We start from the raw sequence: 13,496 nt of genomic DNA, 5'->3' as shown, positions 1-13,496 counted from the left end.
TGCATATGCCCACACGTGGTCCGCAGCATTGATGTGCCGTTCGGATATCCGGTCACTCTGCTCGGGGGAATTCCACGGTAGGGCGGCGGGTCGATACCCCGCCACCGCAGGGCCCGCCGCCACACGGCATTCGATGCGGATTCGCCCCACTGTTTTCTTCCCGAGCGCCGGCCGGTTCAGTCCTTCAGCTGGGGCAATACCTTTGTGCGATAGAAGTCGAAGAATCCCCGCTGGTCCTGCCCGATCTGGTTCACGTAGACGGTGTCGAATCCGGCGTTCGCGTACTCACTGACCGCCGCGACATGTGCGTCCACGTCGTCACCGCAGGTCACGGCGGAGGCCACCTGCTCGCGGGTGACCAGGGTCGAGGCCTGCTCGAAATGGCGCGGAGTCGGCAGTACCTGGCCCAGTTCGCCCGGCAGTTGCTCGTTGGCCCACAGTCGGTGCGCGGTGTCGATGGCTTCTTCCTTGTCTGTTGCCCAGCAGACCTTGAGGCCGCCGTGCACCGGTTTGCCACCGCCGCCACCCCGCCGGAACCGCTCGATGGCGTCCGCGTCCGGTGCGACGGTGATGAATCCGTCGCCGATCCGGGCGGCCAGTTCCGTGGCGGTCGGCCCGAAGCCGGAGACATCGATCTGCACCGGTTCTTCGGGAACGGTGTAGAGCCGCGCGTTCTGCACGGTGTAGTGCTTCCCGTGGTGACTGACTTCCTTGCCCTCGAAGAGCGAGCGCATCACCTGTATCGCCTCTTCCAGCATTTCCAGCCGGACCGAGGTCTGCGGCCATTCGCCGCCCACGACTTGTTCGTTGAGCGCCTCGCCGCTGCCCACGCCGAGCCGGAACCGGCCGTCCAGCAGGACCGCGCTGGTGGCCGCCGCCTGCGCCGTGACCACCGGATGCAGCCGCTTGGTCGGGCAGGTCACGGCGGTCTCGACCGGCAGGGACGTGGCCTCGGCGAGCGCGCCGATCACCGACCAGACGAAGGGCGACTGGCCCTGTTCGTCATTCCAGGGATGGAAATGGTCGGAGATCCACAACGAGGTGAACCCGGCCTGCTCCGCCATACGTGCCTGTTCCACCAGATTGCGCGGGTCGTGTTCCTCGCAGGAGAGGAAGTAGCCGAATTCCGTCATCACAAGCTCCTTGAATTCCTGGCCCGCCGCACGATCCCGGCACCGGCCAGCGCACCGGCCGTCGCCGCGGCGATCAGGGGGCGGGCGTGCTCGGTGGCCCACAGCTGCGCGGAGCGTCCGTGCGACGCGTCGCCGAAGGAGCCGTGGGCACCGTGATCCCGGCCGTCCGCGCTGTCGACCGGCTTCCAGAGGTTGTCCGGGCTCGGCGGCCGGGACTCCTCGTCCGTCTGCTGCGAGTCGTAACCCGTACGTGCCAGGTAGCGGTCCAGCAGGCCGGGGACGAACCGGTTGGCGAGCACCGTGGCCAGGGTGGAGCCGCCCACGCAGTACTGCCTGCGGCGGGGGTGGCCGGCGGCGTGCACGATGCCGCGCGCGGCGACCTCCGGCTGGTAGATGGGCGGGACCGGCTGCGGACGGCGCGGCAGCCGGGAGAGCACCCAGGAGAACTGCGGGGTGTTGAGGGCGGGCAGCTGGACGACCGTGATCCGTACGTTGCTCTTGTCGTGCATCAGCTCGGTGCGCACCGAGGACGTGAAGCCGAGGATCGCGTGCTTGGCCCCGCAGTACGCGGACTGCAGCGGGATGGACCGCTCCCCCAGCGCGGACCCGGCCTGCACGATGGTGCCCGCGTCCCGCGGCTTCATCCGGGCCAGCGCCGTCTGCGTACCGTGCACGAAGCCCAGGTACGTCACCTCCGTGACCCGCTTGAACTCCTCCGGACGCACCTCGGTGAAGGGCGCGAAGACCCCGGCGAAGGCGCAGTTGACCCAGACGTCGATGGGGCCGAGCTCCGCCTCGACAGCGTCGGCGGCGGCCTCCACCTGCGCCGGGTCGGCGACATCGGTGGGTACCGCCAGGGCCCGGCCGCCGGCCGCCGCCACCTCTCGGGCGGCGGCCTCCAGCCCGGCCTGCCCGCGCGCCAGCAGCCCGACGCGTGCGCCCCGGCGGGCGAATTCACGGGCGACCGCGCGGCCGACGCCCGCGCTCGCCCCGGTGACGACGACGGTCTGGCCCTGGGACATCTGCGTTCTCCTCCTCGCCGGGTACCGGCGAACGGAGCGTCAGCCGGCCGGCCCGGACTCCTCCGGGGTGTGCGGGGGCGGTAGCGGGTCGGGCGCGGGGCCGGGCTCCGGGCCCGGCGTCGGGGGCGTCGGGCTCGGCGGTACCGGGTCCGGCTCGGGCCCCGGGCCCGGCGCCGGGGGCACCGGATCGGGTCCCGGCCCCGGCATCGGCCCGGGCGCGGGGCCGGGCTCCGGTCCGGGCGAGCCCGGTCCCGGGCCCGGCGTCGGGGGGACCGGGTCGGGCGGGGTGGGGCCGGGGCGTCCCGGCGGTTGCGGCGTGGTCACGGATCCTCCAGCTTCTGCGGGCGGCCGTCGCGCCAGGGCGGGGGCGGGGGCAGTGCGCCTGCCCGCCGACCCGCCGGCGTTCCACGGGTGCCCGCGGGATCCGGCCGCTAACACCCGGCCGCGGAACCGGTCCGGTCAGTGGGTCACCGGCGTGGACCAGCGCAGCAGGGCACCGAGGCCGCCGGGCGGCTCCTCGTCGGTGTGGTGCAGCATCACGGCCTGCGCGCCGCCTGCCACGGCGGCCCGCAGCAGCGCGTCGTCGGCGCGGGCCGGCGCCGGGTGCACCTCGCCGAGGTACTGCATCTCCGAGCCGCGCACGGCCAGCTGGTCGGGGCCGGGACCGACCCACACCTCGCGGCCGGCGTCCCCGCCGTCGGGGCTGATGAGCAGCGTGTCGATGCGGTGCTCGCGGGCGGCCTCGATGAGGTTCGGGACCCCGGCGGCGACGTCGGACTCGCCGTTGCTGCGCCCGCTGCCGGCCTGGAAGCGCTGGATGATGTCCGATGTGTGGTCCAGTTCGAGGCCGGCGCGCACCTGGGCGATGTCGCGTTCCAGCCGGGTGCTGTCGGCGCCCCGGGCCCGGCCGCCGTGCTCGCTCTCGTACGCCACGGCGCGCAGCTGCTCGGGCAGCCGGTCGTGCACGGAGCGGCGCTCGCGGGCGTCGCCGGCCAGCAGGATCAGCTCGGCGCCGGAGTGCTCGAAGGCCTGGGCGACGGCGTCGGCGATCTCGCCGGCGTTCTGCTCCCAGGTGTTCTCGACCTTGAGCTGGAAGTGGCGCTCGGACCAGTCGCCGGTGGCGGTCCGGTGCACCGGGTAGTCGTCGCCGCTGACCTGCCCGGCGTCGCTCCGCGCCGTGTCGCTGCGCAGCTCGAAGTCGGCGCCGGTCCGGTCCACGTACACCACGAGGCACACCGGGTTCTCGCCCAGCGCGTCCAGCAGGGGGGCCAGCCGGGGCACCGGGGACCAGGTGACGTCGCGGGTGACGGGCGGTCCGGCCAGCGGGGTGTCCAGGACGACCTCGCCGCCGGTGGCGAAGATCGCGCGGCCCGAGTGGGCGAGCGATTGGCCGGGGCGGCGGAGCGAGGTCAGGCAATCGTGTACGGCGCGGCAGGTGGCATCGTCGGCGCCGAGGGCCGACAGCCGGTCGGCCGCGTCGCGCGCCGACAGCTCCTGCTGCTTGGCCGCGTCCTCCGTGTCGTGACTGACGTCGGCATAGACGGACGCCCACGGGCCGGGTCGTTCGACGATCGGTTGCAGGAGCGAGAGTCGCATGGCGCATCCTCCTCGGAATGGGGCGTTCACCAGGTACGGAACCGGGAAGGCGGGCCGCGCGGGCCGACGGGTTCCGCGCTCCGAAGGTGTCGTCGCTGCGGTGGGTGCATCACTCTTCGGGGTGCCCTGATTGCCACTATTCATGCAGTTCGTCTTCGCCGCACGTCATCCGCCCGACGCGTCACCGCGTACCCGCCTGAGGTGCGGAATCTCCTGGTTACCGAGGCTCGGCCTTCTGGTCCAGTGAGGTTTCCGCACCTCGCGCAGCGGTTACCTGGCGAGCCGAGACACATGCCCAGGCGCCCCCGTCGGCGACTCCGGCACGGCGCGGAGCGGGAAGGAGCCTCCAGAGATGGCGGACAAGAAACAGGAGCAACGGGAGCGGTACTACGCGCACGACCTGAGTGACGGCCCACTGACCACCGACCAGGGCGTGCCGGTCGACCACACCGACGACTCGCTCCAGGCGGGCGAGCGCGGGCCCACGCTGATGGAGGACTTCCACTTCCGGGAGAAGCTCACCCGCTTCGACCATGAACGGATCCCGGAGCGGGTGGTCCACGCGCGCGGCTCGGGCGCGTACGGCTACTTCCAGCCGTACCGGTCCTGCGCGGAGTTCACCAGTGCCGCCTTCCTGCAGGACCCGAGCGTGCGGACGCCGGTGTTCGTCCGCTTCTCCACCGTCCAGGGGCCGCGCGGCTCGGCCGACACGGTGCGTGACGTCCGCGGCTTCGCGACCAAGTTCTACACGTCCGAGGGCAATTACGACCTGGTCGGCAACAACTTCCCGGTCTTCTTCATCCAGGACGGCATCAAGTTCCCCGACTTCGTGCACGCGGTGAAGATGGAGCCGGACAACGAGATGCCCACCGGCGCCTCCGCGCACGACACGCTGTGGGACTTCGTCTCGCTCCAGCCCGAGACGCTGCACACGATCATGTGGCTGATGTCGGACCGCGCGATCCCGCGCAGCTACCGCATGATGCAGGGCTTCGGCGTCCACACCTTCCGGTTCGTGAACGCGCAGGGCCGCGGCACCTTCGTGAAGTTCCACTGGAAGCCCAAGCTCGGCGTGCACTCGCTGGTGTGGGACGAGGCGCAGGAGACGATGGGCCGCGACCCGGACTTCAACCGCCGCGACCTGTGGGACTGCATCGAGGCCGGCGACTACCCGGAGTGGGAGCTCGGGGTGCAGCTGGTGCCGGAGGAGGACGAGCACAACTTCGACTTCGACCTGCTCGACGCCACGAAGATCATTCCGGAGGAGCAGGTGCCGGTCCAGCCGATCGGCCGGATGGTCCTCGACCGCAACCCCGACAATTTCTTCGCCGAGACCGAGCAGGTCGCCTTCCACACGGCGAACGTGGTTCCCGGTATCGACTTCACCAACGACCCGCTGCTCCAGGCCCGGAACTTCTCCTACCTGGACACCCAGCTGATCCGGCTCGGCGGCCCGAACTTCGCGCAGATCCCGGTCAACCGTCCGGTCGCGCCGGTCCGCAACAACCAGCGGGACGGCTACCACCAGGGCGAGATCCACCGCGGCAAGACCAGCTACACCAAGAACACCCTGGGCGGCGGCTGCCCGGCGATGGCCGGCGCCGACGAGTCCGCCTTCCGGCACCTGACCGAGCGGGTCGACGGCCACAAGATCCGCCGGCGTAGTGACAGCTTCCAGAACCACTACAGCCAGGCCGCGATGTTCTGGCGGTCGATGGCCGAGTGGGAGCAGCAGCACATCATCGAGGCGTTCCGCTTCGAGCTGGGCAAGGTGCAGTCCAAGGACGTCCGGGCGCGCACCGTCGACCAGCTCTCCCGGGTCGACCACACGCTCGCCGTCGCGGTCGCCGAGGGCATCGGGGTGGCCCCGCCGGAGCGCTACGACACCCCGGACGTGACCCCGTCCCCCGCGCTCAGCTTCGAGAACAACCGCGGCGACGGCTCGATCGCGACCCGCCAGATCGCGGTGCTCGTCTCGGACGGCGTGGACGCCGACCAGGTCGACACGATCCGCTCGGCGCTCACGGCGCAGGGCGCGAACGTCGAGGTGCTCGCGCCGCACGACGGCGAGTTCACCGGCTCCGACGGCGTCACCCACCCGGTGGACCGTGCGCTGCCGACCGTCGCCTCGGTCCTCTACGACGCGGTGGTGCTCCCCGGTGACCCCGCCTCCGTGCCGCGTACGGCGCAGGACCCGGCGGTGCTGAAGTTCGTCCGGGACGCCTACCGGCACGGCAAGGCCATCGCCGCGCTGGGCACCGGCATCGACGTGTTGAAGCTGCTGGAGCCGGCCCGGCTGCGGACCGCCGACGAGCACGAGCACACCGTCTCCGACGAGGGCGTCGTCACGCACCACCCGATCGGCCCGGCCAGCGAGCAGTTCGCGCAGGCCTTCATCGACGCGGTGGGCGCCCACCGGCACCGGAACCGGCCGCCGCTGCGCCGCTGAGCGCACCGCGGCGACGTGCGGAAGGGCGGGCGGTCCACGGACCGCCCGCCCTTCCCGTCGCCCGCCTCGGCCGGCTACCGGTCCCGCCGGCGTCGCCGGTGGCTGGTGTCGCACCACGGGTAGCGGCGGCTGCGCCGGCACGTGCACAGGGCCACGCGGAAGCGGTCGGAGGTGGCCACACCGCCGTCCTCCAGTTGCACCTCCACCGGGCCCTCCACCAGCATCGGGCCGTCCTTCTGCAAATAGATACGGCGGACGTCGTCGGCCGCGGGGCGCTCGCGGACGTCCGCCGTGGGGTCAGGCGCTTCGTTCGGCACGGATCACCACCAGCTCTTCCTTCTCGTCGTCCGGCGCCATCAGGCCCTGGCTGTGCAGCCAGCCCTGCCGGGACCGCAGCACGGGCCCGAAGGGTACGTAGCGGTGCTCGACCACCACGGCCGCCAGCCCGGCGGCGCGCAGCATCCGCAGTGTCGGTTCGGTGCCGCTGAGCGCCGAATGCACCATGAGCAGCACTCCCCCGGGCGCCAGCAGCCCCGGCGCGTCCCGGCAGATCCGGTCCAGCAGCAGCCGCCCGTCGTTGCCGGCGTCCCAGGCCCGCGCGCTGCCGCGCCGGGGCAGCACCGCGGCGGGCGCCGGCACGTACGGCGGATTGGTGAGGAGCAGCTCGTAGGAGCGGCCGGCCACGGGGGCGAGGAGATTGCCGCGCACCACGCGTACGGGCAGCCCCGCGAGCCGGGCGTTGATACGGGCCGCCAGGACCGCGCGCCGAGAGATGTCGACGGCGGTGACCTCGCCGCCGCGCCGGGCGGCGGCGAGTGCCAGGGCGCCGGTGCCGGTGCCGATGTCCAGCACCCGCGCACCCGGCTCCAGCGGCTCACGGCGCAACGTCTCGGCCAGCAGGGCCGTGTCGTCCTGCGGGGCGTAGACCCCGGGAAGTGTTATCAAAGGCACAAAAAGGGAGTACCCGGATAATTCACTTTCAACGGTGCGGCACCGGAGGCGTCACGGCACGCGCACGAGGTCCAGCTCGATGGCCCTGCGCAGGGACGACTCCCCCGCCTGCCAGGCGCTCAGGAGCCGCTCGCCGAAGCGGTCGTCCAGGAAGCCGGTGGCGTCGATCCCGAAGGCCACGTCCCGCTCCAGGTGCGGCTCGACCGCCAGCAGCCCGTCGACCACCTCGTGCCGCACGACCTGCTCGTGCACCGCGTCGGCCTCGACGTGCTCGTCGTAGAAGAACTCCGCCGCCGGGCCCGCGCCGGCCCGCCGCATCGCCCCGGCCAGCCGGCGGGAGGCGGGCGAGGAGGTCACCTCCACCGCGGCGAAGTGCCCGACCAGCGCCCCGCGCAGCGCCCGGTGCAGCCCGAAGAGCGACATCAGGTTGACCACGGCCAGCATTTCCGCGCCGGCCGCTTCGACGTAGCGCCCGTACGTGGTGTCCAGGCCGAGGTCCGCCATCAGGTCGGCGAAGAGCTGCGCGTGCACCCGCTCGGCACGCCCGCCGCCGAACTCGTCGAACTCCACCGCCGCCATGCCCGCCTTGGCCCGCCCCCACAGCCTGGGCAGCACCCAGGCGTGCGGATCGGCCTCCTTCAAGTGGTACAGGGACCGCTGGGCAGCGTATTCGCGCAGCTGGGAGCGGGTGCCGGAGCGCTCCAGGACGTGCGGGACGCCGTCCCCGCCGACCGGCTCGACGAGCAGGTCGTCCAACGCGGCCGTCGCGCTCTCGTGCGCGGTGGCGTCGGCGCGCAGCGCGTCGAGGAAACGCCGCTCCAGCACGGCACGCACCCGCAGCAGTTCCGGGTCCCACTCGCGCGCCGGGTCCACGCCCGCGAAGCCGCGGTAGTGCAGCTCGTACGCCACGTACAGCGCCAGCTGCAGGTCGTCGCCGTACGGGTCCGCCGTGGCGGCCGCTTCGCCCACGGCCGGCGGGCCGCCGTCCCGCAGCGCGCCGATCATGGCTGCCGAGACCGGCCCCCGGTCCTGCGGCAGCATCGGTCCGGTCGGCTCGTCGCTCATCGCTGTGCTCCACCCCTGAACGTGGTCGGTACCTCTCACCGCCGCCGAGTGCCCCTCAAGCCCGCGGTGTCACTTCGACCCGCACCAGGCGGCAGCAGCGCTGCAGGATGCGGGAGACGTGCATCTGCGAGATGCCGATCTCCTCGGCGATCTGGCTCTGGGTCATGTCCCGGAAGAACCGCAGGTAGAGGATGATCCGCTCGCGCTGCGGCAGGGCCCGCAGCACGGGCGCCGCGCACAGCCGCTCCTCGACCAGCTCCAGCTCCGGGTCCTCGTCACCCAGGAAGTCGGCGAGGTGGAAGGAGTGGCCCGCATCCGTGCTCATGGGGCATTCCAGGGAGAGCGCGGTGTACGCCCCCTGTGCCTCCAGTCCCAGCACCACGTCCTCCTCGGACAGGCCGGTGTGCTCGGCCAGGTCGCCGATGGTGAGGGCGGCGGAGCCGTTGCGGAATTCCAGCTGTTCGCGGGCCTGGTGGACGGTGGCCCGCAGCTCCTGGGTCCGGCGGGGTACGTGGACGGCCCACAGGTCGTCCCGGAAGTGCCGCCGCAACTCGCCGAGGATGGTGGGGATCGCGTACGCCGGGAAGGGCGTGCCCGAGGCGGCGTCGAACCGGTCGACGGCCTTGAGCAGGCCGACCGCGGCGACCTGCCGCAGGTCCTCCTCCGTCTCGCCGCGCCCGCTGTAGCGGCGGGCGAGCCGATTGGCCATCGGCAGCCAGCCGCAGACGATCTCCTCGCGCAGCCGCTTCCTGGCCGGGCCGTCGGGAAGAGTCGCCAGGCGGAGGAATGCGGCGTCGGTGTCCGGGGCATCCGGATGGCGGCGGAGCGCGGTGGAGGCGGCCATGGCTCTTCCCTTCCGGTCGGGATTCCGGCACCGGCGGAATCGCCGTGAACGAACGTGCAATGACCGCCCGTGCCCCGACCGTCGAAAAGATTTTACTTTCCGACTGAAACACTCGTTTCCGAAACCATCGGCCAGGTACCCGAACAGCCCGGGACCGCCCGGCGGCGAACCCTCGGTCCGCTGTCCACATTTTCTCACTTCACCGCCCCGCGCACGCGGACACGGCTTTGCGCGTCCGCTCTCCGCAGTCGAGCGAAGAGCGCCGCGCAGGTACCACCCTGCGTACGCCCGATCCCGGCCCGGAAAATACGCGCTGGTCCAAATGTGTGACACGTGTCGGTTCCGGTTCCCGCGGGTACCCGGCCGATATGACCAGCTACGAGTCCTTGGCGGCTCCCAACCGTGACCTGCTCGTCGGCATCGGTCCGTTCGTCGCGGGCCTCGTCGTCGTGCTCCTTCTCATCGGTGCCGTGGGATACGGCCTGCGGCGCAAGCGCCGGCAATCCTCGCCGTCCGCGCCGACCACACCCAATCCGCTGGGTTACGAAACAGGAATGCGGACAGGTGACGAGGTCACCGCCGACGGCCACCGCCGGATGCCGTACGAGTTCGACCAGACCCGCGGTACCCGCCCGTCCGACGACGACCCCCCGAAATGGCAGGAAGGCCACAGCGGCTCCTTCGGTAACGGCTGACGCCACGGGGCGCGGTGGAGCCACCCGCCGCTGAGCGGTCGCTCGCGGAGAACGTGACCGGCCGCTCACAGCCATGCCCGCCCGCTCCGCCGAACGGCTGAATACCCTCTCCGGAAAGCGGCACGGCGCGCCCTTTGCGGATTGCTCCGGCGCCCGACCGGTCACAGATGCCGACAAGGCACGATGCGGTCGGCCCACGGGCCCGGAGGGAGTTCGGTGCAGGTGTTCCGACGGCGGAGGGCCCGGCCGGCGAACCGGGCCGACGGGGCGGCCGTCGCCGCTTTCACCGCCCTTGAGCAGCGGCTTCCGCTCGTCTCCGGGGCCCGGGCGCTGCTCCGCAAGGCCTTTCCCGACCACTGGTCGTTCCTGCTCGGAGAGCTCGCGCTCTACAGCTTTCTAGTGCTCGTCCTGACCGGCACCTATCTCACGCTGTTCTTCGAGCCGAGCATGGCGGAGACCGTTTACCACGGCCGCCACCTTCCGCTCGACGGCACCCGGATGTCCCAGGCGTACGCCTCGACGCTCGACATCAGTTTCGACGTACGCGGCGGACTGCTGATCCGGCAGATTCATCACTGGTCGTCACTGGTGTTCGTCGCCGCGGTCGGCATCCATCTGCTCCGCGTCTTTTTCACCGGGGCGTTCCGGCGGCCCCGCGAGGTGAACTGGATGGTCGGCGTGACGCTGTTCATGCTGGCGATGCTGGAGGGTTTCGCGGGCTACTCCCTCCCGGACGATTCACTGTCCGGAACGGGGCTGCGCACCGCCAACGCAATCGTCACCTCCATTCCCCTCGCCGGCACCTATCTGAATTTCTTCCTGTGGGGCGGACCGTTTCCGGGGACGGACATCGTTCCGCGCCTCTACGTGCTGCACATCCTGCTCATCCCGGGCATCATCCTGGCGCTGGTCGCCCTGCATCTGATCCTTGTGGTCGTCCTCAAACACACGCACTGGAACGCTCGCGGACACACGAATCGGAACGTGGTCGGGCAGCCGATGTTCCCGCAGTTCATCGCGAAGTCCACCGGCCTCTTCCTGATGGTTTTCGGCGTACTGACCGGACTCGCCTCCGTGGCCCAGATCAATCCGGTTTGGGATTACGGACCGTACCGCCCGGACCAGGTGGCCACCGATGCCCAGCCGGACTGGTACGTGGGATTTCTGGAGGGCGGCCTGCGCCTCATGCCGCCTTTCGAGACGAACCTCTGGGGGCACACCATCATGTGGAACGTCCTCATTCCCACCCTGGTACTCCCCGGACTGCTCTTTTTCGCGCTGTACCTGTACCACTTCTTCGAACGCTGGGTGACCGGCGACCGTACCGAACACCATCTGTGCGACCGGCCCCGGAACCGCCCCACCCGCACCGCGCTGGGCGTGGCCGCCGTCGTCTTCTACGCGGTCCTGCTGCTGGCCGGCGGCAACGACGTGATCGCCTACAGCTTCCGGATCTCGGTCGACGCGCTCACCTGGGTGCTGCGCGTCGCCCTCGTCCTGGCACCGGTCCTCGCCTTCTGCCTCACCAAGCGCCTCTGCCTGGCCCTCCAGGCGGCCGACCGCGAGCTGCTCACCGAGGGCGAGGAGACCGGCGACGTGGTCCAGAACGTCTACGGCGAGCTGAGCGAGGGCCGCACCGGCATCTCCGCCGACCGCACGTACCGCATCCTCGTGCGCGACGTCCCCGCACCGCTGCCGGCACCGGCGGACGGCCGCACCGTGCGCGGGCAGCGGCTGCGGATCGCGCTGAGCGGCTGGTACCACCGCGATCACGTGCCGCTGCCGGTCACCCCCGAGCAGCGGCGGGAGATCGGCGAGCGGACCGCGGGGCCGGACCGCGCTACCGGTCGTTGAACTCGAAGACCAGCCCGAAGGCGCCGGCCACCAGCAGGCCGCAGCCGATGAGGAAGAGCCACAGGCCGTAGACGATGCCCAGCCCCGCCACCGCGGCGCCCAGCGCGGTCAGCGGCGGGAACCCGCTCTTCGGCGGGAAGAAGGCCAGCCGCCCGGCGCGCTCCCGGATCTCCGCCCGCTTGTCGTCCTCCGGCCGGGCGCCCCGGCGCCGGTGGTTCATCGTGCAGAAGAGCGACACCAGGGCGGCCATCAGGCAGGACACCGTCAGCGCCGCGACGCCGGCCGGCTCCAGCGCGAGCAGGGCGTAGACGACGTCGACGACGAGGAAGAACACCGCGACGCCGCCGAACAGGTAGGCCTCGATCTTCATGCGCTCGGCTCTCCGTGCGGGTCGGGGGTCGGTTCCTGCGCGCCGTGCTCGCCGGCCGGCAGCGTGGACAGGCCCAGCAGGAAGGCGCCGATCGAGGAGACGGTGTTGAGCAGGGTGAAGCCGTCGGCGGCGAGGTAGTCGGCGTACCGCCGGGGCATGCCGATCTCGCCGAGCCAGTGCTGGACGAGGAAGGTGGTCTGGAAGCCGACGAACAGCGTCCAGAAGTGGATCTTCCCGAGCCGTTCGTCGAGCATCCGGCCGGTCAGCTTGGGCCACCAGAAGTAGAAGCCGCCGAACATCGCGAAGACCACCGTCCCGAAGAGGACGTAGTGCAGGTGGGCGACGATGAAGTAGGTGTCGGTGACGTGGAAGTCCAGCGGCGGCGAGGCGATCAGCACCCCGCTGAGCCCGCCGAGCAGGAACGTCACCAGAAAGCCGCCGGCCCACAGCATCGGCGTCTCGAAGGAGAGGCTGCCGCGCCACATCGTGCCGATCCAGTTGAAGAACTTCACCCCGGTGGGCGCCGCGATGAGGAACGACATCAGCGAGAAGAACGGCAGCAGCACCATGCCGGTGGCGAACATGTGGTGCGCCCAGACGGTCGCGGAGAGCATCGTGATGGCGATGGTCGCGCCGACCATGCCGACGTAGCCGAAGACGGGTTTGCGGCTGAAGACCGGCACGATCTCGGTGATCACCCCGAAGAACGGCAGCGCGACGATGTAGACCTCGGGGTGCCCGAAGAACCAGAACAGGTGCTGCCAGAGGATCGCCCCGCCGTTCGCCGCGTCGAAGACGTGCGCCCCGAACTTCCGGTCGGCGAGCAGCGCGAAGAGCGCGGCCGTGAGGACCGGGAAGGCCAGCAGCGCGAGGATCGAGGTGAACAGCACGTTCCAGGTGAAGATCGGCATCCGGAACATCGTCATGCCGGGCGCGCGCAGGCACATGATGGTCGCGATGAAGTTCACCGAGCCCAGCGTCGTGCTGAGCCCGGAGAGGATCAGCCCCATCGCCCACAGGTCGCCGCCCTCCCCCGGCGTGCGCACGGCCCCGTTGAGCGGCGCGTACGCGAACCAGCCGAAGGACGCGGCGCCGCCGGGCGTCAGGAAGCCGGCGACCATCATCAGGCCGCCGAAGAGGAACAGCCAGTAGGTGAGCGCGTTCAACCGGGGGAAGGCGACGTCCGGGGCGCCGATCTGCAGCGGCATGACCGCGTTGGCGAACCCGGCGAACATCGGGGTCGCGAAGAGCAGCATCATGATCGTGCCGTGGATGGTGAACAGCTGGTTGTACTGCTCGTTGGTGACCAGTTGCAGCCCGGGGCGGGCCAGTTCGGTCCGCATCAGCATGGCCAGCACCCCCGCGAACAGGAAGAACGCGAAGGCCGTCACGAGGTAGAGGTTGCCGATGACCTTGTGGTCGGTGGTGGTCAGCCAGGTGCGGAGCCGGCTGCCGGACTCGATGCGGCGCGTCGCGGCGGCCGCCGCGCGCGCCTGCCGCTCAACGTGGACCACCGA

Annotated in this window: 12 protein-coding genes; 3 read left to right on the top strand and 9 right to left on the bottom strand. The window is 71.1% G+C overall.

Annotated features, from left to right (window positions below; all coding sequences use genetic code 11):
• Positions 1 to 176: 176 nt before the first annotated feature.
• The 3 genes from IF20_RS23635 to IF20_RS23625 form a co-directional block, all read right to left on the bottom strand.
• On the bottom strand, positions 177 to 1,133 hold the full coding sequence (locus IF20_RS23635; protein ID WP_052867285.1) for an LLM class F420-dependent oxidoreductase: 957 nt from the start codon (positions 1,131 to 1,133) through the stop codon (positions 177 to 179).
• A complete protein-coding gene (locus tag IF20_RS23630) occupies positions 1,133 to 2,155 on the bottom strand; it encodes an SDR family oxidoreductase (RefSeq protein ID WP_052867284.1) in 1,023 nt (340 codons plus the stop codon). Before IF20_RS23630 ends, IF20_RS23635 begins: the two co-directional genes overlap by 1 nt.
• A 459-nt stretch (positions 2,156 to 2,614) precedes the next feature.
• On the bottom strand, positions 2,615 to 3,751 hold the full coding sequence (locus IF20_RS23625; RefSeq protein WP_052867283.1) for a baeRF2 domain-containing protein: 1,137 nt from the start codon (positions 3,749 to 3,751) through the stop codon (positions 2,615 to 2,617).
• Between the two features lie 352 nt (positions 3,752 to 4,103).
• On the opposite strand from IF20_RS23625, the gene IF20_RS23620 reads away from it, so the two are divergent.
• Entirely contained in the window at positions 4,104 to 6,200 is a 2,097-nt protein-coding gene (locus IF20_RS23620) for a catalase (protein ID WP_052867282.1), read from the top strand.
• 74 nt (positions 6,201 to 6,274) lie between these two features.
• On the opposite strand, the gene IF20_RS38100 is transcribed toward IF20_RS23620, so the two are convergent.
• The 4 genes from IF20_RS38100 to IF20_RS23600 are packed head-to-tail and all read right to left on the bottom strand — an operon-like array spanning position 6,275 to position 9,060.
• Entirely contained in the window at positions 6,275 to 6,517 is a 243-nt protein-coding gene (locus tag IF20_RS38100) for a CDGSH iron-sulfur domain-containing protein (RefSeq protein WP_052867281.1), read from the bottom strand.
• Positions 6,498 to 7,151, bottom strand: coding sequence for a HemK2/MTQ2 family protein methyltransferase (locus IF20_RS23610; RefSeq protein WP_052867280.1), 654 nt, complete (start codon positions 7,149 to 7,151; stop codon positions 6,498 to 6,500). The genes IF20_RS38100 and IF20_RS23610 overlap by 20 nt, the downstream gene beginning before the upstream one ends.
• A 51-nt stretch (positions 7,152 to 7,202) precedes the next feature.
• Positions 7,203 to 8,216 carry an iron-containing redox enzyme family protein gene (locus IF20_RS23605; RefSeq protein WP_052867279.1) on the bottom strand — a complete coding sequence of 338 codons (1,014 nt, stop codon included), beginning with the start codon at positions 8,214 to 8,216 and terminating at the stop codon, positions 7,203 to 7,205.
• A gap of 55 nt (positions 8,217 to 8,271) precedes the next feature.
• Positions 8,272 to 9,060, bottom strand: coding sequence for a SigB/SigF/SigG family RNA polymerase sigma factor (locus IF20_RS23600; RefSeq protein WP_052867278.1), 789 nt, complete (start codon positions 9,058 to 9,060; stop codon positions 8,272 to 8,274).
• A gap of 368 nt (positions 9,061 to 9,428) precedes the next feature.
• Here IF20_RS23600 and IF20_RS23595 point away from each other — a divergent pair, with 368 nt between their 5' ends.
• Together IF20_RS23595 and qcrB are read left to right on the top strand one after the other, a co-directional pair.
• Positions 9,429 to 9,755 carry a DUF6479 family protein gene (locus IF20_RS23595; protein WP_052867277.1) on the top strand — a complete coding sequence of 109 codons (327 nt, stop codon included), beginning with the start codon at positions 9,429 to 9,431 and terminating at the stop codon, positions 9,753 to 9,755.
• Positions 9,756 to 9,938: 183 nt separating this feature from the next.
• Positions 9,939 to 11,609 carry a cytochrome bc1 complex cytochrome b subunit gene (gene qcrB / locus IF20_RS23590; RefSeq protein WP_052867276.1) on the top strand — a complete coding sequence of 557 codons (1,671 nt, stop codon included), beginning with the start codon at positions 9,939 to 9,941 and terminating at the stop codon, positions 11,607 to 11,609.
• Here qcrB and ctaF read toward each other — a convergent pair.
• Both ctaF and IF20_RS23580 read right to left on the bottom strand, forming a co-directional pair.
• Entirely contained in the window at positions 11,596 to 11,979 is a 384-nt protein-coding gene (gene ctaF, locus IF20_RS23585; protein WP_052867275.1) for an aa3-type cytochrome oxidase subunit IV, read from the bottom strand. The two genes, qcrB and ctaF, sit on opposite strands and share 14 nt — an antisense overlap.
• On the bottom strand, positions 11,976 to 13,493 hold the full coding sequence (locus tag IF20_RS23580; RefSeq protein WP_456113439.1) for a cbb3-type cytochrome c oxidase subunit I: 1,518 nt from the start codon (positions 13,491 to 13,493) through the stop codon (positions 11,976 to 11,978). Before IF20_RS23580 ends, ctaF begins: the two co-directional genes overlap by 4 nt.
• Positions 13,494 to 13,496: the final 3 nt, after the last annotated feature.

The sequence above is a fragment of the Streptomyces niger genome (assembly GCF_000718305.1).
Lineage (GTDB): Bacteria > Actinomycetota > Actinomycetes > Streptomycetales > Streptomycetaceae > Streptomyces > Streptomyces niger.
This window is presented reverse-complemented; position numbering and strand designations above follow the sequence as displayed.